At 31.1% G+C, this 25,434-nt stretch carries 24 protein-coding genes and 1 riboswitch; of the genes, 5 read left to right on the plus strand and 19 right to left on the minus strand.

All coding sequences use genetic code 11. The features are described 5' to 3' along the window. Positions 1–16: 16 nt before the first annotated feature. The 6 genes from DP68_RS15420 to corA all read right to left on the minus strand — a co-directional run bounded on the left by DP68_RS15420 (position 17) and on the right by corA (position 7,263). Entirely contained in the window at positions 17–775 is a 759-nt protein-coding gene (locus DP68_RS15420) for a hypothetical protein (protein WP_035311105.1), read from the minus strand. 200 nt (positions 776–975) lie between these two features. Further along, a complete protein-coding gene (locus DP68_RS19045) occupies positions 976–2,649 on the minus strand; it encodes a flagellin (protein WP_052085843.1) in 1,674 nt (557 codons plus the stop codon). 96 nt (positions 2,650–2,745) lie between these two features. Then, positions 2,746–3,366 (minus strand): response regulator transcription factor, encoded by a 621-nt coding sequence (locus DP68_RS15430; RefSeq protein ID WP_035311107.1) that lies wholly within the window; start codon positions 3,364–3,366, stop codon positions 2,746–2,748. Beyond that, positions 3,363–4,640, minus strand: coding sequence for a histidine kinase (locus DP68_RS15435; RefSeq protein WP_035311110.1), 1,278 nt, complete (start codon positions 4,638–4,640; stop codon positions 3,363–3,365). Before DP68_RS15435 ends, DP68_RS15430 begins: the two co-directional genes overlap by 4 nt. A 70-nt stretch (positions 4,641–4,710) precedes the next feature. Then, positions 4,711–4,794: riboswitch (cyclic di-GMP riboswitch) on the minus strand. 274 nt (positions 4,795–5,068) lie between these two features. Beyond that, positions 5,069–6,199 carry a class I SAM-dependent RNA methyltransferase gene (locus DP68_RS15440; RefSeq protein ID WP_035311112.1) on the minus strand — a complete coding sequence of 377 codons (1,131 nt, stop codon included), beginning with the start codon at positions 6,197–6,199 and terminating at the stop codon, positions 5,069–5,071. A 104-nt stretch (positions 6,200–6,303) separates the two neighbouring features. After that, positions 6,304–7,263, minus strand: a complete 960-nt coding sequence (gene corA / locus DP68_RS15445) for a magnesium/cobalt transporter CorA (RefSeq protein WP_035311113.1) — start codon at positions 7,261–7,263, stop codon at positions 6,304–6,306. A gap of 329 nt (positions 7,264–7,592) precedes the next feature. On the opposite strand from corA, the gene DP68_RS15450 reads away from it, so the two are divergent. The 4 genes from DP68_RS15450 to DP68_RS15465 all read left to right on the plus strand — a co-directional run bounded on the left by DP68_RS15450 (position 7,593) and on the right by DP68_RS15465 (position 11,737). Further along, positions 7,593–8,858, plus strand: a complete 1,266-nt coding sequence (locus DP68_RS15450; protein WP_035311115.1) for a Zn-dependent hydrolase — start codon at positions 7,593–7,595, stop codon at positions 8,856–8,858. A 12-nt stretch (positions 8,859–8,870) separates the two neighbouring features. Further along, a complete protein-coding gene (locus DP68_RS15455; RefSeq protein ID WP_035311116.1) occupies positions 8,871–9,614 on the plus strand; it encodes a DUF5058 family protein in 744 nt (247 codons plus the stop codon). Positions 9,615–9,618: 4 nt separating this feature from the next. Then, positions 9,619–10,305, plus strand: coding sequence for a hypothetical protein (locus tag DP68_RS15460; protein ID WP_052085844.1), 687 nt, complete (start codon positions 9,619–9,621; stop codon positions 10,303–10,305). A 238-nt stretch (positions 10,306–10,543) separates the two neighbouring features. Then, positions 10,544–11,737 carry a DUF2812 domain-containing protein gene (locus DP68_RS15465; RefSeq protein WP_291549685.1) on the plus strand — a complete coding sequence of 398 codons (1,194 nt, stop codon included), beginning with the start codon at positions 10,544–10,546 and terminating at the stop codon, positions 11,735–11,737. A gap of 273 nt (positions 11,738–12,010) precedes the next feature. On the opposite strand, the gene DP68_RS15470 is transcribed toward DP68_RS15465, so the two are convergent. The 13 genes from DP68_RS15470 to DP68_RS15525 all read right to left on the minus strand — a co-directional run bounded on the left by DP68_RS15470 (position 12,011) and on the right by DP68_RS15525 (position 24,814). Further along, positions 12,011–13,339, minus strand: a complete 1,329-nt coding sequence (locus tag DP68_RS15470; RefSeq protein WP_035311118.1) for an FAD-dependent oxidoreductase — start codon at positions 13,337–13,339, stop codon at positions 12,011–12,013. A gap of 335 nt (positions 13,340–13,674) precedes the next feature. After that, positions 13,675–13,917, minus strand: coding sequence for a hypothetical protein (locus DP68_RS15475; protein WP_035311163.1), 243 nt, complete (start codon positions 13,915–13,917; stop codon positions 13,675–13,677). 2 nt (positions 13,918–13,919) lie between these two features. Continuing rightward, positions 13,920–15,458, minus strand: a complete 1,539-nt coding sequence (locus tag DP68_RS15480; protein WP_035311121.1) for an aromatic amino acid ammonia-lyase — start codon at positions 15,456–15,458, stop codon at positions 13,920–13,922. Between the two features lie 66 nt (positions 15,459–15,524). After that, the gene (locus DP68_RS15485; RefSeq protein ID WP_035311124.1) at positions 15,525–17,099 is read right to left on the minus strand and encodes a BCCT family transporter; all 1,575 of its coding nucleotides are present in this window, start codon (positions 17,097–17,099) and stop codon (positions 15,525–15,527) included. Positions 17,100–17,458: 359 nt separating this feature from the next. Continuing rightward, positions 17,459–19,111: a sigma 54-interacting transcriptional regulator gene (locus tag DP68_RS15490; protein ID WP_035311126.1), complete on the minus strand. Its 1,653-nt coding sequence runs from the start codon at positions 19,109–19,111 to the stop codon at positions 17,459–17,461. Positions 19,112–19,158: 47 nt separating this feature from the next. After that, positions 19,159–19,464 (minus strand): hypothetical protein, encoded by a 306-nt coding sequence (locus DP68_RS15495; RefSeq protein WP_035311128.1) that lies wholly within the window; start codon positions 19,462–19,464, stop codon positions 19,159–19,161. Between the two features lie 225 nt (positions 19,465–19,689). Next, positions 19,690–20,460, minus strand: a complete 771-nt coding sequence (locus tag DP68_RS15500; protein ID WP_035311129.1) for a DUF438 domain-containing protein — start codon at positions 20,458–20,460, stop codon at positions 19,690–19,692. A gap of 37 nt (positions 20,461–20,497) precedes the next feature. Beyond that, positions 20,498–21,205 carry an iron-sulfur cluster repair di-iron protein gene (ric, locus tag DP68_RS15505; protein ID WP_035311131.1) on the minus strand — a complete coding sequence of 236 codons (708 nt, stop codon included), beginning with the start codon at positions 21,203–21,205 and terminating at the stop codon, positions 20,498–20,500. Between the two features lie 28 nt (positions 21,206–21,233). Next, positions 21,234–22,457, minus strand: coding sequence for an FprA family A-type flavoprotein (locus tag DP68_RS15510; protein WP_035311132.1), 1,224 nt, complete (start codon positions 22,455–22,457; stop codon positions 21,234–21,236). 179 nt (positions 22,458–22,636) lie between these two features. Further along, positions 22,637–23,344 (minus strand): Crp/Fnr family transcriptional regulator, encoded by a 708-nt coding sequence (locus DP68_RS15515; protein WP_035311133.1) that lies wholly within the window; start codon positions 23,342–23,344, stop codon positions 22,637–22,639. A gap of 100 nt (positions 23,345–23,444) precedes the next feature. Continuing rightward, entirely contained in the window at positions 23,445–23,990 is a 546-nt protein-coding gene (locus DP68_RS15520; protein ID WP_035311135.1) for a histidine phosphatase family protein, read from the minus strand. 111 nt (positions 23,991–24,101) lie between these two features. Then, positions 24,102–24,227 (minus strand): hypothetical protein, encoded by a 126-nt coding sequence (locus DP68_RS19760; RefSeq protein ID WP_291549698.1) that lies wholly within the window; start codon positions 24,225–24,227, stop codon positions 24,102–24,104. Positions 24,228–24,280: 53 nt separating this feature from the next. Continuing rightward, entirely contained in the window at positions 24,281–24,814 is a 534-nt protein-coding gene (locus DP68_RS15525; protein ID WP_291549700.1) for a hypothetical protein, read from the minus strand. A gap of 146 nt (positions 24,815–24,960) precedes the next feature. Here DP68_RS15525 and DP68_RS15530 point away from each other — a divergent pair, with 146 nt between their 5' ends. Beyond that, on the plus strand, positions 24,961–25,317 hold the full coding sequence (locus DP68_RS15530; RefSeq protein WP_035311137.1) for a DUF2512 family protein: 357 nt from the start codon (positions 24,961–24,963) through the stop codon (positions 25,315–25,317). The last annotated feature ends 117 nt before the right edge of the window (positions 25,318–25,434 follow it).

Raw genomic sequence — 25,434 nt, forward strand, 5'->3', positions numbered from 1 at the left:
GTTCCTCCCTAAATTCTTAATTATTTCTTATATTTAAAATAATATTTAACATTTCTTGTTGAGCTTCTTTTTCAAGCTCGTTTGACTTTTCTTCAATGGATTTAATTTTTTCATCTGCATATTCTTGGCTGTTTTTTTCTATATCTTTTCTCACTTCTTCTATCTTTTTATCTAAGTTTTCTTTAACTTTATTTTCTGCATTTTGTTCATTTAATTTTATTTCATCATGTATTTCCTTTTTTGAATCTTCAATGGCATCTTTTAACTGTTCTTGATTGTCTTTTGACGAACTTTCAATAACTTTACTTGTATTAACAACAACTTCATCAAGTTCATTATTTAACTCAGTTAAGTAGTCTTTTGTCTCATCATCTATTGCTTTATCAATTAGTAAATTTTTTTCTCTTATAAATTTATTAAAATCCTTAGGCATTTGTTTATTAATCTTGTTTTCTGCGGAATTAATTTGAGTAATATAATCATCATTGTAAAGTAATATACTTGATCTAGAGTTTAAGATTGTATCTTCTTTAACTTCTTTTATACGTCTCGTTGATTTTTTTATAAGTTTATCTGTAAAGTTACTTAAATCATTTGTTATCTTTTCTTCTTCTGGTTCTACTACATTTTTATTTAATTGCTCTATAGATTCATTAAATTTTTTATTATACCAACTTGATAATGCAACCCCTGAATTATTAGCAGCCCAGGCTGTCCCCACAGACATTGAGAAAGCCACAGCAAACGAAGTAATAATTACTTTTTTCTTTTTCATTTCCTTACACCTCCTTTTGTGTCTCCCCCTCTCGTCTACAGTAATATTTTAACAATTTTAACACCTTAATTACATCCGCCATTAGTGTAATTCTTGGTATACTTAAGTGTAATAATATATACCTCCTTTGATACTAAACTAAAGTTTATAGTTACTATCATTTAGAATAAAAGTGCAAAATAAAAAGACCTTGGCAGGTCTTAATTGCTCATATGAACTAATAACTTTAAAGCTGATTCTGGATTAACCTTAGCTTGCTTAGATAAAGCTAAATTTACTTTTCCCAATATGCTATACTTTGTAAAGATCATAATTTCTCTCGCTATATCTGCATCTTGTATTTTGGAATAAGAAAGAGTTAAATTACACTGATAATTTTCTTGATTATTACATAAATACTTTAAGGCATTTTCATGTGCTCCAATTTCTCCTTTTTTGGAAGAGACGTTATTTAAAACATACTGAATCTTATCAATGGATTCCTTTGCACTTTCTATAGCACTTAAATTTACTTTATCAAGTTTCAATCCTTCGATAGTTGAATTAAATAATCTAATAATATAAAACTCATTTAAATTTGCTCCAACTTGAATTTTTAAACTATAAGTCCCACAATTTTCTATAGGTGGAGGTTCCACTGGATCCTCAGGAAACTCTAAAGTAGGTGGAACAGACATACCAAAAAAAGTATTTACTTCAAAGGAACTTCCTGAAGATACTGATCTTGAATTCCACATAACAGAATATCCACTGTCTGTTATCTTTGTAGATGAGTTTGACGGAGCGTAATCCCAGTTGCATGTATTACTATAATTTCCTACTACAAACATAGAAGGTTCTTCAATAATGGCAAAATCTCCTGTGGTTTTTAAAATACCCGTAGCTTGAAACTCCGCATTAGCTCCAGAACCAGTATTTTGATTGTATACTACAAAGCTATTTGGAATATCCCATGTATACTTAGTTTCGTTTTCCAATATAGCACCATTTACTATGAAAGGAGCCGCATCATCATTCCCAAGTTGAGTATCCACATGAAACTGCAAACCTATATTATGAACTTTTGAATCATTGTTTTTAATTGTATACTTTACTTCATATTTATCCTTAATAATTCTTACGCATTGAGTAATCTCAACTTTCTTAAATGAAACATTATATACGGTTTTATATGTATCCCCTTCCCTTATGGTATTAGCAATATCTAAAACTCTTAGTCCAAAAGCCGCTCCATCAATACTGACTAAAGGCATAGATGTACTCCCATCCCCATACACCAATATTTGATTATTATCTGCTGCTGTTGCTGGATAACCATCCTTGGTTTTAAACTGAAACTTTCCTTCTGCATCTACTGCTCCATCAAATACTAAGGTGTTAGAATAATCAAAATCTGCCTTAGTCATTAGTATATCTGGATTCGATTTATTTATATTTATAGCCACTATATCACTGTCTCTAGACTTATTTAGTAGCTTTATGGTGTTAAACTCAGTATTATTTGCTATATCATTTATTCCATTTTTAATTTGTTCTACTTCTAAAACTATCTTTTTTCTATCGTCATCACATAAGGTTCCATTAGAAGCTTGAATAGCAAGTTCTCTCATCCTTTGAAGGTAGCTTGTTAATTCATTTAATGCACCATCCATAACTTGAAGCATGGACATGCCCTCTTGAATATTTCGCATAGCTTGTTGAAGTCCTCTAATTTGTGCCTTCATTTTACTAGCCATGACAAGTCCTGCTGTATCATCTGACGCTTTGTTTATTCCTAGTCCCGAGGATATCTTTTGAATTGAATTTTCTTTTAGCATAGTAATTTTTTTTAAGTTATTATATATATTTAATGTACTTATACTATTTATTCTCAAAAGCTCCCTCCTCGCCATAAATTTTTTAGTACTTGCAAATCATATAAAAATTTTAATTACACTTATGAAAAAAACGCCAATATAGGCGGACATATTTCAATTTTTTATTATTCCACTGCTTACTGCATAAATTGCTGCTTGGGTTCTATCTGATAACTCCAGCTTATTTAAAACCTGGCTTACATGTTTTTTCACAGTGTATTCTGTTATATAAAGTTTTTTAGCAATTTCTTTATTGCTAAGTCCTTTTCCTAAAGATATAAGCACATCCCTTTCTCTTAAGGTTAGGCAATCTATAGCAATTTCATTTTCTGCACTCATAATGTTTTCAAGTATTCCAGGGTCATAATACTTTCTACCTTTGTATATGATTTTTATTGCATAACATATTTCTTCTGGAAGAGCATTTTTTAAAATATAGCCATCTACATTTGCTTCTTTACAATTCTTAAAATCCTCTTCACTAGCTGAAGTAGTTAGAATTACGAATTTACAGTTACATTTTTCTCTCTCCAACCTAGATATTATATCCAGTCCTGAGCTTATTCCGAGTCTTAAATCAATGAGAGCTATATCTGGCCTAGTACTTTTGATAATTTCTACTCCATTTTTTACATCAAATGCCTCACCCACTACCTCTATTTCTTTCTCTAGTGCTAAAATTGTGTTTAAACCTTTTATTACTAATGGGTGGTCATCTATAACAACTACTTTCATAATAGAACTTCCTCCTCATCATTAGATATAATATATAACTTAGGTATAATTATATTAATAGCCGTCCCTTTATCCCATTTACTATTTATTTGGAATTTACCATTTAATCCTTTTGTTAGACTTTGCATATTGTAAATTCCAAGCCCTAAGCTTTTTTCTGTATCAAGCTTAATGTAATTAAATCCTATGCCGTTATCTATAATAGAAACTTTAATTAAATCATTTTCAATTATTAAATCAATATTTAAGATAGTACATTTACCATGTCGAATTGCATTTCCTGATGCTTCACATACTATTCTATATAAAGCTTGCTTCAAATAACATGGTATAGTATACTCATCACCTTTAATCTTAAGATTTGTCTTTACACAATTTAAATTTGATAAACAATTTAAATACTCTCCAATTTCTAGCCGAAAGCTTTGTTCCTTTTTCTTTTTTGAGCTTAACTTATATATTGCATTTCTAAGTTCGCCCAAGGAATATCTGGCTGTACTTTTAACAAATTCTAAGTTTTCCTTTACTTCTTCTTCAGTCATATTATCTAAATTATTGATTACATTATGAACACCACATACCATACTAAATAGTTCCTGAGATACAGTATCATGTAGTTCATTTGCAATTCGATTTTGTTCTTCTGTAATCATTATGTGATTTAAACTTCTCTCTATTCTAAGTCTTTCAAAAGTTCTAGTACTTAATTCGGATAAAAATTTCAATTGCTTTTCATAAGCACTAGAGTTATTTACAAAACTATCTTTTTTAATTCCTAGAATTCCATAAATTTTAGATACTGATTTAACTACAGAAATTAAATAAGTTTCATTACAAATTTTCACTTCAAATAAAATTTCCATATCCTTTAGATTGGCATATAAACTTTCCATTTTACTTTTAATCTCTAGGTTTAATTTCAAATTATGTTTTTCTGTATTTACCATAAAGATATCTTCTTCGATATTACTTTTTAACCAGAAAAAACTTAAGCTACTCCTAGTTATCATTCTTGTATAATCAACAAAAACTTCAATTATATTTTTCAAACTATCATTACATTTAAATTCTTCAACCATTAAATACAAGTCCATAATATATCTAATAGTATCTATTTCACTTCTTAATCCAATACTTTTAATATAATTTAAAGAAAATATTTTGTTTAATTTATTTACAAATTTACTTCCATAACTTGTCCATAGCTTTTTTCTGTCTATCGAAAAAGAATTACCAGCACTTTTAACTTGTTCTATTCGTTTTTCATGGATCATTTATTGGCCCCTCTCTTGTAGCAGTTTAAAGCTTTTAACATTATTTTAAATACGCAAAAAACCGCCTGATTTCTCAGTCGGTAGGGTGCACTACTAGCTCTTTGCATTCTAAGTGCCCAAATAAAGAATGCATATCATCACTCCCGATATCCTAATTATAACCATTTTTTCCATTTAGCTCTATAAGCTTTTTCCGTCATTTCTTTGTATACCTTGACAAATAAATTAAATTTATTATAAGAATGTTACATTTTTGTGACAATACTGTTACAAGCTTGTAGAATATATTGACCTATTGTTGATAAAAATCTTACAATTATATTATTAAAAGGTAGTATAAAAACATTATGTTTTATACTACCTTTTTTTACGATTATAACTTATATATTTATAAAATTAGTATTAATATAATTGCTTATCTTCAAAAGTTATCTTTTTTTCTCAGGCTCTGCTCCTAAGTACTGATAATAATAGCATTGAATTCTTCCATTATAAAGCTTTCTATTTTTATTTGATTTTTCACCAAATAACTCTTGAAATTTAGGGTGAGAGGTAAGTACAAAATATGACCAATCATTTAAATCTGTAAAAACCTTTCCCATAACCTTGTATAGCTCTTCAACTTCTTTCTCTTCCCCAATTCTCTCGCCGTAAGGAGGATTTGTTACTATAAAGCCATATCTTTTCTTACTACTAAAATCTCTTACATCCATCTTTTGAAAGAATATATTTTCCTCAACTCCTGCTTTTATAGCATTTGCTCTTGCAGTAGCCAATAATCTTCCATTTATATCAGAAGCAAGTATTCTGAATTCCTTATTATTAATTGAATTTTTAGCATGCTTTCTTATATCATCCCATAAGCCCTGATCTATTATATCCCATTGTTCTGATACAAAGCTTCTATTAAGTCCTGGTGCTATATTTCTTCCAATCATTGCAGCTTCGATGGCTATAGTTCCTGAACCACAAAGAGGATCTGCAAGCACTCTTGAAGGTTCCCATTTACTTAAAAGTACTAATGCTGCTGCTAATGTTTCCTTTAAAGGAGCTTCTCCTGCAAGTTCTCTATATCCTCTTTTATGTAATCCTGGTCCTGATGTATCTATAGTTAATGTAACAATATCTTTAAGTATTGCCACTTCAATTTTATACTCTGCTCCACTTTCAGGAAATGTGTCCATTCTATATTTTCTTTTCATAGATTCAACTACAGCCTTTTTTACAATAGATTGACAGTCAGGCACACTATAAAGTTTAGATTTAACCGACTTACCAGTAACATGCATAAACCCTGTTATAGGTATTATGTCTCCCCACTCCACTTCTTTAGTTCCCTGAAAAAGCTCTTCAAAAGATTCCGCTTTAAATTCTGCCATTTTTATAAGAACTCTCTCTGCAGTTCTAAGCCACATGTTGCAGGTCACTATATCCATTTCGTCCCCTTCAAAGGTTACTTTTCCATTTTCTATAGTTAAATTATCATATCCTAATTCTTTTAATTCATCAGCTACTACCTTTTCAAGTCCAAAAGTAGACGTTGCAATTAGTTTATACATATATATCTCCACCTTTAATTAGCAATTTCAATTTTAATAAATAGGTTTTACTTAGATTTCCCATTATGATTATGTATTATCAATTATATATTGTCAATTTTAAATTACTTATCAATATCAAACCATCCTTTTTGTTTAAACCATAAAAACATAAAAACGCCTATGAGTATCATTATCCCCCATACTATAAAATATCCATATCTCCATTTCAGTTCAGGCATATTTTCAAAGTTCATTCCATATACACCTACAATGAAAGTTAATGGTATAAATATTGTAGATATAACTGTAAGCACCATCATATTTATATTCATTTTATTTGAGTTAGTAGATATATAATTATCTCTTATATCCGCAGTAATTTCTCTACTTTCTTCAATCATATCTGATAACTTAAGCAAATGATCATAAATATCCCCAAAGTACACCTTATGATCTCTTATCCAACTCAGTCTTTCTGAATTCAACATTCTATATAGCAAATCTCTCATAGAAGTTATAAGTCTTCGTAATTTTAATAGGTCATTTCTAATTGAAAATATTTCATTTATAAGACAATGTGCAGATTTTTTTTCCTCATTACTGTCTATTATACTTAATTTATCTTCAATTTCTTGTATAGCAGGAAAAAACTCATCAACTATTTTATCTAATATTAAATATTCTACGTCAACAGGTCCCTTATTCCATCTATTTTTACTACATACAAACTTATTCCATGCCTCATCTATTTCGTTGCAGTTTTCCCTATGCAGGCTAACAATAAATCTTTCTGATATAAATATTCCTACATTTTCTGACAAAAGTGTCTCATTATTTAATGCGTTGAATATAAAGAAAGCATAGTTATCATAGTAATCCATCTTAGGTCTATGGTGAATTTGTAACGAATCCTCTATGGATAACTTATGAAAGCCAAATACATCCACTAAAGCTTTTTCTTCATCCTCTGAAGGATTTTCTATATCAATCCAATACCAACTTATTTCTTCATCTTCTAATTCATTTATAGAAATATCTTCATATAATTTTAAATCTTCTTTTATAACAGCAGTACGAATCACGTATACACCCCCAAATTAATTATTAATTTTAGTCATGTAGTTGTCAATTAAAATTTGCTTCACCTTTTTTATATACTTTATGGGATTTTCTATACATATTATTAGTATAAACGTTTACTTACTTTTTTAAGTAGTAAACAAAGTATATATTGAACATATTACTTCATATAATTCTATAAAAGTTGGATTTCCTAAATACTTATACTCCTTCTTTACTTAAGGTTTTTGAAAAATTAACATTATTTGAACTTTATACATACCTTCAACATATTTTTAAATAATTCCTTATATAAATATATATACAACAAATTGAGGAGGAGATATTTTATATGTTTTATTGTGACGTGAACAAAGTAGAAGAGAAGATTAAAACCTTTGCCAAATTCGGTGATGCAGGTCATGGAGGTATTACAAGATACTCTCTATCCCCTGAATCTATTCAGGCAAGAGATGAATTTGTGAAAAGAATGACAGCAATTGGTGCAATCATTGAAACAGATGACTTGGCAAATATGTATGCTACAATCCCTGGTTCAGATCCTAATACAAAAAGAATCATAATGGGATCCCATTGTGATTCCGTTAAAAATGGTGGTAACTACGACGGTATTTTAGGTGTTATAGGCGCTATGGAAGTTCTAGAAACAGTTGTTAATCAGAAAATCCCTCATAAGCATCCGTTAACAGCTATGATCTGGACAAACGAAGAAGGTTCTGAATTCCCTCCATGCATGATGAGCTCTGGTACCGTTTGCCACGACTACATGCCTGAAAGATTTAGAGACAACTTTGAATTCAATAAAATGATGGCTTCCAAATCTATTTTGAACCCTGAGATAACTTTTGGTGAAAAATTATCAACCTTTAAGTACAAAGGTAATAAAGCTAATAGAATTAACCCCGACCAGTATAAAGCTATGTTTGAGCTTCATATTGAACAGGGCCCTATCCTAGAAGATGCAGGAAAAGACGTTGGTATTGTAACTTGCGTATTAGGTCAAATGTTGTACAGGATAAAATTCTATGGACAAGCTGCTCATGCTGGTACTTTCCCTATGAAAAAAAGAAGAGATGCTTTCCATGCTGCATCCGAAGCATTATGTTATCTTCATAAAGAAATTGATAAATTAGGCCATGAAGATTTGGTTTATACAACAGGAGAAGTTGTAATTCATCCTTGTGTAAATACAGTTATTCCTGATTTCTTCGATTTTTCCATAGATGTAAGACACGAAAATGCTGATGTATTAAACGCAGTACGTGATATCTTGTTAGGTCTTGCTGATAAAGAATGGCAGGGCTGCAAGTGTGAAGTTGTTTTAGGTTGGAACCGTGACACCGTATACTTTGATAAAGAACTAGTTGATTATGTAAAAGAAGCAGTAGAGGAACTTGATATTCCTCATATGCATATTAATTCTGGTGCTGGGCATGACGCACAATATATATCTTATATGATTCCTACCACAATGATTTTCGTTGTATCCAAAGATGGTTTGTCACATACAGAAGTGGAGTACTCTACACCTGAACAGTGTACAAACGGCATTAGTGTAATGTTAAACGCAGTTCTGAAGGCAGACAAAACTGAATAAAGGAGTGTATTTATGAATACATTTTTGTTAATGGCAGACACAATGACAGACAAGGCTTATCTTGATATCGCCAATACTCCTATGATGTGGGCAATGGTGATTCCCACAGTTATTATGGTTTGTATCCAAGCTTATATCTTTATCCGTGATGCTGTCAAAGCAGGCCCTATTGTAGGTTTAACAAAACAAGATACTAAAGAAGCAATGCGTGCCGGTGCAATTTGTTCTATCGGCCCCGGTCTCTCCATGTTTACTGTAATGATTGCGTTAATGAGTATTTTGGGCGGTCCTTTTGCTTGGCTACGTCTTTCTATTATAGGTACTATCACAACAGAAATGTTGGGTGCAACTGCAGGTGCAACTGCAATGAGTGTAGACCTAGGAGGTCCGAATTATGGAATAACCGCTTTTGCATGTTCTGTTTGGGTTATCACGCTGAATACATGGGGTTTCTTTATTGTAAACCTTTTGTTTGCACATAAAATGGAAAAAGTTAAAATAGCCGTAGAACGTCATGATGCCCATATGTTTGACGCCGTTGGTCTTTGTGTAATGATCGGTTGTGTTTCCATGTTCCTTGCAGGGCAAATGGTTGGTGGTACAGGTAAATTTATTGCAGCAATCGCAGGTTTTATTATAATGACTATTTTAATTGAAATTTCGGAAAGGGTACCAAAACTGAAAGAATACAACCTCGGTCTTGCTATGTTAGCTGCTATATTTATTGCACAATTCGTTGTGCAGATGGGAGGTTGATGCTATGAGTAATATTCAAAATACTTCTGATATTGATAAGAGGTTCCACGAAGAATATACTGTTAATATGATTAGACGTGGACGTATAACTACATTAATCGCTGCTCTGCTCACTTTCTTACCTGCATTATACCTCTGGTTGGCATTAGATTTTAGACCATCTTGGAGTTTAATCGGGCAAGGTTGGGCAATAATTGTGTCCTCTTATCTGATTATTTATTTCGTTGAGCCTTTAGGTTTCTATCCTGTAATGGGCCTTTCTGGTATTTACATTGGATACTTGGCAGGTAATATTCCTTCAGTACGTCTGCCAGCTATGATTTCTGCTCAAGTAGCTACAGGATGCGAAGCTGGTACCAAAAGAGGCGAGCTAATTGGCACTATTGCTATAGGTATGTCCGTATTCGTTAACTTGGCTTTCGTTACATTAGCAGCCATTACCGGTGTTGCAATTCTAAATGTATTACCACCATTTATCATCAGTGCCTTTGACTATACACTGCCTGCAATCTTAGGTGGCGTTATTGCGCAGTACTTTAAGAAAAATAAAGTATTTGTACCTTTAATTTTAGCTCTTTGTGTTATCTTGCAAAAGGCACCTTTGCCCAGCGTTGCTAAATTTCCTAGTGCTATTTTGTTAAGTTTTGTAATCGGCTACTTTATGTATCAATCTAAAAAAACAAGCAAGTAGCTGCAAAAATGTAACTTTGCCTTCAACCATAAAACTTAATATATTTACCTAGTTATGGGTGGTGGAAATGCATTCTGCCTCCCGACTTTTCTATCAGCGTATATCCTCAGATCTTAAATGAAGATATACATTGGTTCAAACCCAAGAAGTATTCAAGAGGTAATTAATCAGAAAGGATGATACTATGAAACAAACTTGTATTAAAATGTTTTCCTTTAGGCCAGAGGACTATCATAGTATGGAACATTACTTAAATAAAATGCTTGAGGATGGTTGGCGGCTACGTTGGTGTAAAGGGACCTTGGCTGGTTTTGAGCGGACAGATAATAAATATTTACGTTATATTGTAGATCCTTACCCTATGGCTTCTATCATGAATCTAAAAAAATTTCCAAAGTTTCGCTTGAATAAATATATGGAAAATGGATGGTATGCAGCAGGCAAAAGTAGAGGATGCTACATATTTTGCACCGACAATCCTAGTGCAGAAATTCCAGATTTAGAAGATGATATTGCAGTTTCAGCGCAGAAAACCTGTCTCATGGGCTCTCTTATTTTAGCAGTACTTCTTTTAACAATACTCTTTAAATCAATATTCACTCCTGCAATATTGTATAACATACTCCTAACTGATATTTATATTGTACTAACAGGGCTTGTAGTATTTTTAATCTTATATAATCTTATCAATGCAATTTTGTTATCAGCACCCCTACCCAAAGGGCCCATGACGAATTTAAAAATTTGCAAACGCTATATAATCCATGATATGGTGCTATTTATTAGTCTCCTCCTAGCAATCTTGTTGCAGGCAACGCATTACAGTTCAATGCTTAGTTATTTGATTCTTCCTATTATTGTAATTATAATTGGATCTATTATTTTGATAGCTATATCAAAACAAGCAAATACTGCTCACGAAAGTAATAAACGTCTAATTCCCCTAATCTGTATTATGGGACTTTTATTACTTATTCTTATTCCACTATCTGTTCATCGATTACAAGAAAACAGCAAGGCAGATAGTCAAACACGACAGAAAGAGCTATTAGCACACTCAAATAATTTAGCAGTTGCACATCTTTCAGATTTTATATCAGTCCCAGGTTCAATAAATGCTATCAGAGAAAATAACTCTATTCTAGGTAATAACATTTTATATGCAGAAGAATTTCAAAATTTGGATATATTTACAAATCGTACAGAAATGAAATCAACTAGCCTAGCTAAAGTAATCTTCAACTACTTATTTACTCAGGCACAACTAGAGCATAGCCAACAGTTTCAACATAATGACCTTAATGGTGTTATTTATTATAGCTTAAAAAACTCTAATACCGTCCTATTTCAAAGAAATAATGTCGTTTATCTTTGTACAGCTCCCTACAATGTGGATGACGAAGAAGTTATGGAGCTGCTGCTTTCTTACTAATATTATTACTTGGCATGTTGATAACTTCCTGTAATTTTGATTGTTCAGCAACTTTTATGTATCACGGAAAGCTTTAGTATTCCTATTCATTTTTCAATAGAATTATCAATTTATTTAATACTTTCTAGAATTAAACTAAATAGTTAAGTTTTTAAATATAAGTTGACTATAAAACAATGAAGGTACTTCTCATATTGCATCTTTTATGCATTATGAGACAGTACCCTTTTCACTATAACTATTAACTATTCAATTTTAACTATTAATTATCTTCTATTCAGCACTTAACCCTGCTAAGTTTAGTAAATTCCATGGCTTATTGTAATGTGGCTGAAAGAAGAAATCTACAAATGCGAGCTCATCTATAGTCATTTTATTTTGAATACATACAGACATTGTATTCATAGCTTGAGTTAAATCTGCTTTTGATATTATTTGTGCCCCTAAAATTACTTTAGAGTCCTTTTCATAAACTACTTTTAATTTTGCTGTATCATAAGTTGGCATGAATTCTGGACGATAATTATCTTCTACAGTTACAGTCTTAACTTCTATACCCGCTGATTTTGCCGCATTTTCAGTAAGTCCTGTGGATGCTATATTATAATCATAAATCTTAATTCCTGAAGTACCTTGAGTTCCCATGTATTTAGTAGTTGGTTTTACTAAGTTTCTAGCAACCAATGTTCCCATACGTACTGCATTTGTTGCAAGAGGAATATATGCATGCTTTCCAGTAGGGTTATATATAACTGCACAGCTATCTCCTGCTGCAAATACATCTTCTTTACTTGTTCTCATATATTCATCAACTATAATTGCTCCATTACCAAGCATATCTAATTGGCCCTTAAATAATTCAGTATTTGGTCTAAATCCTATACAAAGTACAACTAAATCTGTTTCATATTCTCCCTTATTAGTTACTACTTTTGATACTTTTCCACTTTCCCCTTCAAACTTAACCACAGTTTCCCCAAGAGCAAGTTTTACTCCCTTATCTGTAAATGCTTTTTCTGCTATGTCTGTATATTCTTTATCTAAGTATTTGCTTAATATACGGTCTTCAGCATCAATTAAAGTTACACTCTTGCCATTCATCTCAAATGCTTCTACCAGTTCAACTCCTATATATCCTGCTCCTACAACTACTATATTTTTAACTTCCTTGGATTTTTCAATTATTGTATTTGAATGATAGAAGTTTTTAGATAATAATACATTTTCCAAATGGATTCCTTCAATTCTTGGAACTATTGGCCATGAACCTGAAGTTATTATAAGTTTATCAAAAGTATCTTCAAATTCTTCATTTGTGTCTAAGCTACGTACTTTTATTTTCTTTTGATCTAAATCAGTTTCTAATACTTCATGTTTCATTTTTGTCTCTACACCTAGCTCAGCTAATTGTTCTGGTGAAGAGTAAAATAATCCTTGAGGGTCTTTAACTACTCCCCCAATATATAATGCTATTCCACAGGATAAAAATGAAATATTATCATTTTTTTCGTAAACTGTAATTTTTGCCTCTGGATATAATTTTGCAGCATTTATAATTGCTGCTGTGCCAGCATGTGTGCATCCTATAACCGCTATTTTCATAATTTATTTCTCCCTTCATTTATAGAAATGTTATTTATATTTCATTAATTAATTTAATTTCACAAAACTCGTTGATTTGATTATATACTATTTTGGTATATAATCAAACAATAATTTTTATTAAATACAAGTAATTATCCTTGTGATTCATCGTTTTTTATTTATTAGCTTTAATTTCTTAATTTTTTCATCTAAATTATATAATTTGTTTAAAAGGAGATATTATTCATCGGAATTTCATCAGTATATCGTAATCATAATTATACTGCTTTCATTAAACAAAAATAAAAGACCTTAATTCAAATAAATTTTGAATTAAGGTCTTTTAACATAGATTATTTTTTCATAAAATCTTTCTTTCTAAATATAGATCTTAAAAGTATAATCCATCCCCAAGAAATCGAAAGTGATGGAATAGCTGCTGTAATTGCTGCTTCTACAGGATGCATAGATGAAAACTTTAAGGGACTAAAAAATATTATAAATGTAATAGTTAACATAAGAAACAACGTAATTCGTTCATACATTGTAGATGGTGGCGCCAAAAATATCTTATTTAAATCAATTTTTGCTTTCATATTCACACCAGCTTTCCTACCTTTTCTTCTACCAACTCAATTATTTTCCCTGAATGTATTAAATCCCTTATAGTATTAATATGAGGATAAAGATATATATCTTCTTCCATTACAGGTACAGTTTTGGCTATTTCATCTAAAACTGCCTTAGATGCACTGCCCGTTGATAATTCACCTTCCATAAACTGCTGCGCCTGAAATACTGATAAAAGTTCTATTGCTAAAATAAACTCAAGTTTATCTACAATTTGTCTAGCTTTTTTAGAAGCATTATATCCCATTGCTACGTAATCTTCCTGATTTCCACAGGTAGGTATACCATCAACACTTGATGGATGAGATAAAATTTTCATGTCATTTAAAAGTCCAGCTTGAGTATATTGAGGTATCATAAGTCCTGAATTAAGTCCTGGGTTCTTTATAAGAAACCAAGGATATTCAGAAAGACTTCCATCAACAAGTCTATTATTTCTTCTCTCAGACATCTTTGCAATCATGGTTGCTGCAATACATGCTGAATCCATTTCAAGCCCTATATAAGAAGAATCTGGGTTGCATCCTGAAATAGCTTCTCCATCCTCCCCTTCAGGCCATATTATTGGATTATCACAACAAGAGTTCATTTCTATTTCTATAGTTTTTAAAGCATCTTTCAATGTTTTTTTTGCTGCTCCATGTAGCTGTGGTATACATCTTAAAGATAGAGCATCTTGAAGCCTGTAATTTTCATAATGCTTTGCCACTTCTGAATCACCAAGTATCCTTCTTACATTTTCAGCAGTATTTTTTTGATCTTCATGAGGTCTAACGCTCATTAATCTTTCATCAAAGGCTCTAGTAGTTCCTTTGAGAATTTCTAAAGTCATAGATCCTATAACGTCGGCATTCTTTGAGGATTTTATCATATCATATAATGCTAGTGCACCAATTGCTGTAACACTTGTGGTTCCAGAAACTAGTACTAACCCTTCCTTAGAAGATAGTTCTATAGGTTCTAGTCCTACTCTTTTTAATGCTTCTCTGCCTGCTAATAGTTCTCCATTTACATATGCCTTTCCTTCTCCGATAAGTACTAGCGCCATATGTGCTTCTGGTGATAAATAACCTACTGATCCTTCCTTTGGAGCAAAAGGGGTTAGTCCTCGATTTAAAAACTCCCTATACATTTCCATGGTCTCAATTCTCGCCCCAGTATATCCCTGTCCAACATTTTGAAGTACCATAAGCATTGTTGCCCTAACTTCCTCAATAGATAAGGGCTCTCCAACAGATGTAGAATGAGATAATACTATATTTTTTTGTAATCTTGCTGTTTCCTCAGGTGATATTACTTGAGTGCAAAGTGCTCCAAATCCTGTGGTAATACCATACATTACTCGTCCTTCTTCAATCCACTTCTCCACAAGATTTCTTGATTTTCTGACTTTCTTATAGTAATCTTCTGAAAATTCTACCTTTGCTCCAAATCTAGCAGCTGCAATAAACTCTTCAATTCCAATTGTATCTCCTAAAACAACCTTATCTATATCTTTAGCGTACATTCCTACTGCCTCCTTATATGAAAAGGACGTTATTAAACATCCTTTTCTCCCAGTTTATTTTTCTAATTATTCTTCAACCTTATCAATAAAGAACATTTTAATTGTTGAAATTATTTGTAATACAAATATGAATAAAACCATAAATCCACCAGCTGCTGCAAGGTATTTTACCCCATCTACACCCTGTGCACCGCCTCCATAAGCTACCATGAAAAATGAAATTGTACCAATTGAAACTCCCCATAATATTTTCTGCCAAATTGGTGGCTCTACATCATGCCTTGATTCCTTTGTACATAAAGCTGAAATAGTTGTCGTCATAGCATCTGCTGCAGTGGCAAAGGAAATGACAAGAGTTAACATTACAATTGGTATAAGTATAACTCCTAACGGCAATTCTCGAAGGAAACCCCAAAGACCTGCTACTGCTCCATGATCTTTAATAGTGCCTATTAAATCTAATCTTCCACTTTGTTGCCAATTAAGTGCAGTAGATCCCCAAACTGCAAACCAAACAAGTCCAAAAACTGAAGGAAGTATCCAGTTAATTATCATAAACTCACGTATTGTTCTTCCATAAGATATCATAGCTAAGAATATTCCCATTAAAGGTGCATAAGCAATCCATATAGCCCAGTCATATAATGTCCACCACATAACGAGCGCTTCTCCACCCATGTCGATTGGGTCAAGTCCCCATTGCCAGAAGTTTTGTAACCAATATGCCATCCCAGCTGTGGAAGTTCTACATATATACAATGTAGGTCCAACTACAAATAAAAATACCAATAATATATAAAATATCTTAGAGTTAAAATCTGCCAACCATTTAATTCCCTTATCTATTCCTAAAGATGAAGCAACTGTAAATGTAGCTGTGATTGTAAGGGATAGTACTAACCATAAAATTGGTCCTTGCTTAATTCCATAGGACATTTCAATCCCCGAACCTACTAATGCAAGTCCAGCACCTAATGAAGAAGCAAGTCCTAAGGCTATAGCTAAAAGTGATAAGGTATCTATTATATTTGCCCATATTCCTTTTGTTATCTTTTCACCAAACAAAGGTATTAATGTTGCAGTTACAGATAATGATTTCTTTTTATTAAAATACATATACGCCACTGCAAGTCCACATAATGAATACATTGCATAAGGAATGAAAGTCCAATTATAAAAACAACGTGCCATAGCAAAAATAGCTGCTGTTGGAGTTCCCGGTTCCACTCCTGTTTGTGCCATCTCCCCATAAATGTTTCCAAAATAAATTATTGGCTCATTAGCTCCATAAGTAACAACGCCTGTAGCAATACCACCAGTTAACGCCATAGCAAACCAAGTCAAAAATGGAAATTTAGGTTTTGCCTCTGATCCACCAAAACGAATTTTTCCAAATTTAGAAAAGGTAATTACAGCTGCGAGAATCAATGCCACAATTGAAATAATTTGATATAACCATCCAAAAGATTTAAGTGACCATGTAAATGTATTCATTGCAACAGTAGTTAAAGCTTTGTTATTTACTACTCCAAGTATTGCTGCACCACCAACTACAATAAATGATGGCCAAAACACTCCTGATCTTACTCCTTTTAAATTTTGACTCTTACGCGTTTCCTTCACAGTTGTTCCTTCTGTCATTTGATATCCCCCCTATGTTTTTCTATTATTTTGTTGAAAAGAATAGTATGTAATTTATTTATTCTTCTTACTTAATAATATAGCAATATTTATGCCAATAGCTGTAATTGATAACCAGCGCTCAGTAACCATTTACATATGTCCATTGTATACCCCCCAGTTACCAGTGCTTAATTAGCAGTTTTTATTATTCAACACTTAGTAACCATGCTTTTAACATTAGTTAATTTAACTTAACTATATCACCGTTTGATGCAAAATAGTTTTGCACCAAATGTAAAATAATTGGAATTTTATTTATTTTCCAAATAAAACAGGTGCCAAATAATTTGGCACCTATGCAATAATAATTTGCACTATTAATTAAGGATATTTAACTTTTTAATTCTATATTGAAGACTTTGCCTACTCATTCCTAGAGCTTTTGCACTTCGTGTAATATTTCTAGAATATAAATTTAACGTATTAATCAAAATTGTCCTTTCAACTTCCTCCATTTGCTCTTCCAAGGTTCCTATGCTTTCAGGTTTAACCTCTGATTTATTGTATTGGCTTGCTATCCTATGAGTGATGGTTTCTGTAAATTGCAAGTAATCTGGTAAGTGTTCAAAATCTAATAGTTGTGCATTTTCCGAAACTCTATTAAATGAATACTCAATTACATTTTGAAGCTCTCTTATATTGCCTGGCCATTCATACTCACCTAATGCACTCATAAACTTTTCTGTAAGATTCAGTTCTCTCCTACTATAATCGCTACATAATTTATTTAAAAAGTACTTAGCTAAAATGGCTATATCTTCTTTTCTTTCCTGTAAAGTCGGAACGTTGATTTTGATTGTGGAAATTCTATAATAAAAATCCTTTCTCATTTTTTCTTGCTCTATAAGTTTAAAAGGATCTTCATTTATTGCAGCAATTATTCTAACATTACAGCGAATGTATTGACTTCCCCCAATTCTTTGAAATCTCTTTTCTTGAAGTACTCTTAATAGCTTTGCTTGCATTTCCGGATTAATAGAATTCACTTCATCTAAAAATAGTGTACCTCCATTTGCCATCTCAAAAAATCCCTGCTTTGCAATACTTCCTGTAAATGCACCTTTCTCTGTTCCAAAAAACATACTTTCAAATAAATTACTTGGCACAGCACTACAATTGACATCAATGAAAGGCTTTTTTCTTCTAGGACTAAAGGAATGTATGCTTTGTGCTACAAGTTCCTTTCCCGTTCCTGTGGCTCCGACAATTAAAATACTTGAATCAGTTAAAGAAACCTTTTTTGCAAAGTGGATCATTTCCTCCATATTCTTAGATGAATATATAATATTATCAAAGGTATATAATTTTTCACTATCTTTATGCTTGTCACTTTCTACGTAAGTTTCTAAATCCAATGTTCTATTTTTAATTTGTTTTATCACAGATAAATCACTTTCAAAAACCACTGCACCATATAATTCTCCATTTATTTTTAATGGATAAGCTGAATTAATAGTAGTCAAATCTTTACCTGTCCTTATTTTAAATCTATCACATCTATTAACCACAGGCTTTTGGGTTCTTAATACTGTTAAAACAGTGCTATACTCTTCTTTTAAATCATATATATCCATTAAGTGTTTCCCTCTAAAATCATCCTTTTTAAAATATTCTAAAGCTTCACTTGCCGGATTTGCATGGAGAAAATATCCATTCTTATTATAAATTTGAACTCCTTCCGCTACATGTTTTATAGCTTCTTCATAAAGTTCTAAAAGCATCCCTTGCCTACTCAAATATAAAGAAGCTCCATATTGTTCACTTACCCATTGATATGTGAAAAAATTGCTTTTAATTTCTACTATTCCACCATTAGGCTCAACACTTGCCCTAAGTATATAATCAACCTTTTGTCCTATCCAACTATGACAGATATGCTCATCAAATAAATCTTTACCTTCCCCAAATGAATGTACTTCTTTTATGTAAAGTTCCTTATCAATTCTAATTATTAAATCAATTATACACATAACCCATCGCCCCTTTGACTATAACTATCCACCATTCATATTAAATTTTATTTTTTTACTTTCTTTTCTATACCTTCATACAAATATTCTAGATGTTCTGTATTTACTCCTTCCTGAATTAACTTGTTTATTCTGTCATTGGCTTTCTCTAGAGCTTCTTTTGCTTCATCAAAATCCCTTTGCTTTATAGATGTACTTGCATATTCTAGTAAGTAGTCAACCTTTAGTACTATTTTTGCTAATTCTTCTCTATCTTCATTTACTAGATCCACTAATAAAGAATATATCTTAGGAGATGTCTTGGTTTTTGAATTAAATAATAAATCATTATTTCTAGCACTTTTCTTTGCCATTTTTATCGCTACCCTTCATTTATATATTAAAGTGTTTCTTTCTTCATAATATAATAGAAAATATGTACCTTCTTTTTCAATAACTTTTTGTATAATACTATTGTAGCTTAAATATAAAAGATTTAAAATGCTATGTATAACCAAAACAAGCTAGAAGTCCGGAAGCTTCGTATAACAAAACTCCCTTCACTCCTAGCATTTTATTTTAGTTTCCATTTCAATTTATCAGTTAAGAACTAATTTCTCCTTTGGTGTAAATCCGCAATAGCCTATTTTATCGCATCTCTTTTTCATATCTTCCCACAAATCTTTATCTCTTAAGGACTCTAGTGCTGTAGGATATAGTATATAATTTTCTTTAAATATATGATCTCTTAAATTAAATATTATATATTTTGCTACTTCATCTAAAGTTTCCTTAAACACTTTAAAATCAAGACCAGATACAAACTTCGCTACATTTTTTAACTGTTTTTTTCTTGCTCTTAAATCATCATGTTCCATTCTCATAATTCTAGTTGGTCCTGTTATTTTTCTGTCCTCTAGCTCTTTAAATAATACTTGTTCTTCTCTTTGATGATGATTTTCCGCATCTAATATATTATCTGCTACTTTAATTAATTGAGCAAATTCTTCTCTGGCTGAATCATACTTTTCCATCTTTTGAATTTTAGAATTCAACTCTTCAAGTTCTGTTAAAAATCCAAGCAACTTTTCATGTTCAGATATCAAAGTATCAAGCACATGGCCTGTGTCAATTTGAGTTTTGATTTTATTTAATTCATCCTTTAAAACTTCCATATGAATATCACATAAATGTCTTAAGTCGTGAGGATTCATACCTTCTTCTACGAGCTTTTGCTCTGCCACAGATAATTCCAGTGGATTTATATTTGAAACTATTTCAAGTGCTTCTTTCCTTAAATCTTCCGTTACGCCTTCAGCATTTAACCTTCTTAAAATATTAGTTAATTCATCTATTCTTTTATTATCCATTATAATACCTCCCATTACAAATTATTAATTAAAACTATTATCTATCCATATACATGTTAAATAACACGCTATTTTCTAAATAAATGTGAGTAAAGATATCCTTTTCTAAAGCATCAATTTTTGTGTATACTAATTGAAAAGTAGTACATGCTCCTTCTGGTGCTTTAAAGTCTCTCGTTATCTCTTCCAATTTCTTGAATATATCTCCAGCTGTGTCATGTTCATCTTCTGTTTCCTTTATAAACTTACGTATTGCCTTTAGAGTTTCCTCATCTTTAGCTTTTTCATACTGCTCTATAAGTGGGAATAAGTTTTCCTCTTCCTTTATTAAATGCTCTTCTAATTCAATTTTCAATGTACCAAATAATTTGTGAACCTTTAAAAGTTCTTCACTATTATGCTTGAAATGAACCTTTAATATTTTACGCATAAGCGGATCTATTTCACTAAGAGTCTTATATGTGTAATCATGATGAACATGCTGTATGTGTTTCATTAAGACTATAGGGTCTTCATTTCTCCAATCTTTATAATTTGTATTGGAGTTTTTAAATTCTTCATACTCATCATTAAGTTCTTTTACTATATTTTCATGTGCAAGTCCCTTGTCATCTAAAGCTTCTTTTAAACTATCATGCCCTCCACAGCAATAATCTATTTTATACTTTTGAAATATCTCCGCTGATCCTGGAAATATAGAAACTATTTCTCCAAGTTTTTGATTTACATTTATATTATTTGCCATATTAATCACCTCATAAATATTTTAAAATTTAGTTTAATAAATCTGAAACAAACTTTGATGATCTTTCTATTTCTTTTAAAGTATCCCCTTTAGCTGAAAATCTAATTCTCATTGGGAAGTAAATATCACTCATTCCTGTGGATTTAATTATTTCAGAAGTATTTAAAACCTTCATATTTGACTGATTTAAATAATCTTGTATGACTTCTATAGCTTCTCCACTCCATCCATAAGAACCAAAGGCTGCTGCTATTTTCCCTTCTAAATTCATATCTTTAAGCTCCTTTAATACATCTTCTAACTTTCCTATCATGTCACCATATTTCGTAGAACTTCCAATAAATACTGCATCAGCTTCTTTAACTGCTTGTAAGACTTCTTCTTTATCAGTTTTATTTGCATCTATAGCTTTTGAATCTATATTATCTTTTTTAAGATTTTCTTCAATTAAGAGTGCTATTTTTTTAGTATTGCTTGTCATTGAGGAATATAATACTACAGCTTTCTTATCCTTATTTGTATTTTTGCTCATATTATCATATATATCTATAAACTTTTTCACATTATCTCTTAATATAAAACCATGGGATGGTGCTATCACCTTTATATCCAAATCCTTAATTTTATTTATCATATCCTGTACATACCTTCTGTGTGGATGCATTATTAGCTGATAATAAACTTTAAAGTCTTCTGTAATATCTTCTTTAGCCATATCATTGAAATATTCATAGTTAGCTATATGAGTGCTAAATATATCACATGGAAACAATGTTTTATCTTCTATAGCGTAAGTTATCATGGTTTCTTCGGTATGAAGATATGGTGTTTCTATGAACTTTAGAGTTTTTCCACCTATGTCTAAAATATCTCCATCTTTTACTGCTAGAAATTCTCTATTATGAAGTTTGTACATTTCCTTTAATTCGTGAACTGCAGGTTCAGTACATACAATTACAGCATTCTTAGCCTTTGATGCTAAACTTCCAAGTGCTCCCGAGTGATCTGGCTCTGTATGATTTATAACTATATACTGAATTTTTTCAAGATCAATTAGTCCCTTCAAATTTTCTACAAATTCTCTTCCAAAACTTATATCCACAGTATCTATAACTGTTGGCTTTTCAGTCATTAATAAATAACTATTATAAGTTGTCCCTTTAGTTAAGGTTAATCTATGAAATGGTACATCCCTATCATCAACTTTTCCTATCCAATATATATTTTCATTTAGCATAATTTTATTTTCCATATCATCTATCTCCTTTTTATCAATTATCAATTTTTATTTATTAGTTTTATGTAGCCTCAATTACTTATCTTATGTGTTTATTTTATATCTTTTTGTTTTTTAAAAATATGATTCAAATCACATTTTATACTATTTTAGTATACTTTATATTTTAAAAAAAGCTCGCCTCAGCGAACCTTTTATTCTACATACTCTCTTAAAGCATTTTTGTCCTTTATAATAATAATTTTATTTCCCACCATACTTATTATGCTTAATTCTTCAAACTTACTGAGTTTTCTACTTATAGTTTCTCTTGTAACTCCAGTATAGTTTGCCATTTCTTCTCTATTTATAGGAAGCTTTATTTCTATTCCCTTACTAGTTTCAGCTCCATACTTCTCAGCAAATTCTAGTATCATATGTGCAATTCTAACTTCTGCATCATTTGTGGCAAGGGTTTGAGCAAGATTTTCTGTTTCTGATAACTTCCTTGTGACTTCTCTAAGTATCTTCAAAGAAATTTCAGGATTTTTAATTAAAATTTCATCCATGTCTTTTTTAGTTAAGGTACAAATTTTTAAGTTTGAAATAGCATACGCACTAAAATTATATGTATCATTATCAGTAAATAAACTTAGTTCACCAAAGAAGTCTCCACTTGTCAGTATGTGAATTATTTGTTCCTTGCCTTCCTTAGTCATCTTAGTGAGTTTTACTTGTCCCTCATTTATTATAAATAAGGTGCTTGATTTTTCCCCCTCATAAAAAAGGGCATCTCCTTTTTTAAATTCTATGTGCCCTGTACTATCTACTATCTTAGCTAATTCTTCATCCTCAAGAGAAGAAAATATAGGAACCTTTTTAGCACAAAGATTATGGTGGCATCTGCCACAAGTACATTCCATAGATATCCCCCCTTTCATTTATATATTTATTTTATCATATATAAACTGAAAATTAATACTTTTTTACCTCTGAATATATAAAGTAAATTTATGTACCTGACTATAAATTCTTATTTTCATACACATAGAGCCTTCCATTACTTGCTTTCAAAAATTTATCTCCATGAAAGCCTCTGGCAAATAGCATTTTGCGAATTTCATAAAGTGTTCCCGCATGGCTTACAATCAAAATATTTTTATCTCCTTCATTTTCACTTAATATTGTATCTAAAATTTCACTTACCCTTTTCAAAGTTAATTTTCTTGATTCTGGTTGAGATGTATGATTTCTTATCCATGCAATTCTATTAAGTATTGCCCAAATATGATATGGTATATGAAATTTAAGTTTTGTCCATGCTGCTGTTGGAATTTCAACCAATTTATCTGTTACTATAATTTCACCATGATATATAGTTTTTGCAGTAGTTATTGCTCTGCTTAAGCTGCTGCAATAACATTTATCCCACTCTTCATCTACTACAAGTTCATTTTTTATAACTCCTGCTTTGTCGTATTCAGCAGTATATTTATCAAATTCTTCTGCAGTCATGAAAAAGTTTCTCTTTATATCCACCTTAAAATGCCTAACAAGTCCTATCTTCATTTTATTTCACCTCATACTGTTAATAAATATCATACTAATATAGAATTTACAGAAACTGCAGAAAAAATGCAGTGCAATAATAAAATAGTTCTTGCACTGCTTTCATTTTAATTATTTATTTTCATTCTCATTTCTCTTTGATTTTGGTTTATTATTTTCCTTGTTGAACTTATCTTGTATATCCATCTTTACAGGTTTACTTAATTTTCCTAAGTCTTCATCTTTAAATCCAGTCATCTTAAATCTCACTCCTCTCTAAATTTAGCTTATCCACAGAAAGAAGTTTTATTCTATTTACTCCACCTTTTATAAAGTTCTGGCCTTAACATTTTTACATGAATTAAAAATTCTTCTCTGCATCCAAGTGTCTTTAATCCTGTAAGCATTATTTTAGGATATGTGCTTTTTTTCTTCATAACTCTTCCTGTGTCTATTATTTTAAACTCTCCTCCAGGTGTTACAAATATATGAAATAGTGCTATATCTTGCCTAGCATAGCCCACTCTTCCTAAAGCTTCATATACATCAAGAATTTTAGCTGAAATATCTATACTTAAGGGATTAGTCTTTAAGTATTTATTAAGTTCTATGCCGGCAATACATTCTCTTACAATATAATGCTCTCCACTATCATATAGTTTGGCAAAGTGCTTATCTCTTTGAGCCATTTTAAGAGTATCCGCTTCACCTTTGCACACACTTTTGCTTTTAAAAACTTTAATACATTTTTCAGCGTCTATCCTATAAACCTTCCCTTGAGTTCCTCTGCCTAATAATTCAAGCTTAGAAATATCATATCCACCATATTTCTTAATAAAAATCACCCACTAGTAATTAATTGTTCTCAATAATAGTATATGATTAATTAAAAATATGTTCTTAATAAATTGATAAGTTTACTAGTATTCTGAATGAATCAATGCTATTTTGGAAACTCTAGTATTATAAACTACTGAAGGGAGTTTTAAAAATGACAGGTTTTATTATTAAAATGATCACTTGTCCTTTACTTATTTATATATTTGATTTATTGTCGCCATATGTTCGCTATGATTCTCTATATCAAATCATAATTGTGGGATTAGTTCTTGCAATTGTAGGTCATGTGACAGAACTATCATTCCTTGACAGAGGTGCATTTTGGGTAAATAACGCCTTAGATTTTACAATAACATTTTTCATTGTATATTTTAGCCAATTTATTCTTTATAATTCCTTTGTAACTTATGGGGCAGCAATGTCCATTGCACTTATACTTTCTGTACTGGAAGCTTTACTTCATCTATACTTAATACGAAGTGGCAAAACAAAAAAAGGAGATTATTAAGGTCTTTGTCAGGCCTTAATAATCCCCTTTTTAATGAAATGTTTATGAAGCTAAATTATTTAAAACAACATATTATGCTATTTTTATTTAGTTACTCTATAAATAATATACTCTAAT

Source organism: Clostridium sp. HMP27 (assembly GCF_000765165.1).
Taxonomy (GTDB): domain Bacteria; phylum Bacillota; class Clostridia; order Clostridiales; family Clostridiaceae; genus Clostridium_AK.

Excerpts from the sequence above, each read along its gene's own strand:
- DP68_RS15420 (WP_035311105.1), bottom strand. The coding sequence starts at position 775 with ATGAAAAAGAAAAAAGTAATTATTACTTCGTTTGCTGTGGCTTTCTCA.
- DP68_RS15430 (WP_035311107.1), bottom strand. The coding sequence starts at position 3,366 with ATGAAAGTAGTTGTTATAGATGACCACCCATTAGTAATAAAAGGTTTA.
- DP68_RS15435 (WP_035311110.1), bottom strand. The coding sequence starts at position 4,640 with ATGATCCATGAAAAACGAATAGAACAAGTTAAAAGTGCTGGTAATTCT.
- DP68_RS15440 (WP_035311112.1), bottom strand. The coding sequence starts at position 6,199 with ATGTATAAACTAATTGCAACGTCTACTTTTGGACTTGAAAAGGTAGTA.
- DP68_RS15450 (WP_035311115.1), top strand. The coding sequence starts at position 7,593 with ATGTTTTATTGTGACGTGAACAAAGTAGAAGAGAAGATTAAAACCTTT.
- DP68_RS15455 (WP_035311116.1), top strand. The coding sequence starts at position 8,871 with ATGAATACATTTTTGTTAATGGCAGACACAATGACAGACAAGGCTTAT.
- DP68_RS15460 (WP_052085844.1), top strand. The coding sequence starts at position 9,619 with ATGAGTAATATTCAAAATACTTCTGATATTGATAAGAGGTTCCACGAA.
- DP68_RS15465 (WP_291549685.1), top strand. The coding sequence starts at position 10,544 with ATGGAACATTACTTAAATAAAATGCTTGAGGATGGTTGGCGGCTACGT.
- DP68_RS15470 (WP_035311118.1), bottom strand. The coding sequence starts at position 13,339 with ATGAAAATAGCGGTTATAGGATGCACACATGCTGGCACAGCAGCAATT.
- DP68_RS15475 (WP_035311163.1), bottom strand. The coding sequence starts at position 13,917 with ATGAAAGCAAAAATTGATTTAAATAAGATATTTTTGGCGCCACCATCT.
- DP68_RS15480 (WP_035311121.1), bottom strand. The coding sequence starts at position 15,458 with ATGTACGCTAAAGATATAGATAAGGTTGTTTTAGGAGATACAATTGGA.
- DP68_RS15485 (WP_035311124.1), bottom strand. The coding sequence starts at position 17,099 with ATGACAGAAGGAACAACTGTGAAGGAAACGCGTAAGAGTCAAAATTTA.
- DP68_RS15490 (WP_035311126.1), bottom strand. The coding sequence starts at position 19,111 with ATGTGTATAATTGATTTAATAATTAGAATTGATAAGGAACTTTACATA.
- DP68_RS15495 (WP_035311128.1), bottom strand. The coding sequence starts at position 19,464 with ATGGCAAAGAAAAGTGCTAGAAATAATGATTTATTATTTAATTCAAAA.
- DP68_RS15500 (WP_035311129.1), bottom strand. The coding sequence starts at position 20,460 with ATGGATAATAAAAGAATAGATGAATTAACTAATATTTTAAGAAGGTTA.
- ric (WP_035311131.1), bottom strand. The coding sequence starts at position 21,205 with ATGGCAAATAATATAAATGTAAATCAAAAACTTGGAGAAATAGTTTCT.
- DP68_RS15510 (WP_035311132.1), bottom strand. The coding sequence starts at position 22,457 with ATGGAAAATAAAATTATGCTAAATGAAAATATATATTGGATAGGAAAA.
- DP68_RS15515 (WP_035311133.1), bottom strand. The coding sequence starts at position 23,344 with ATGGAATGTACTTGTGGCAGATGCCACCATAATCTTTGTGCTAAAAAG.
- DP68_RS15520 (WP_035311135.1), bottom strand. The coding sequence starts at position 23,990 with ATGAAGATAGGACTTGTTAGGCATTTTAAGGTGGATATAAAGAGAAAC.
- DP68_RS19760 (WP_291549698.1), bottom strand. The coding sequence starts at position 24,227 with ATGACTGGATTTAAAGATGAAGACTTAGGAAAATTAAGTAAACCTGTA.
- DP68_RS15530 (WP_035311137.1), top strand. The coding sequence starts at position 24,961 with ATGACAGGTTTTATTATTAAAATGATCACTTGTCCTTTACTTATTTAT.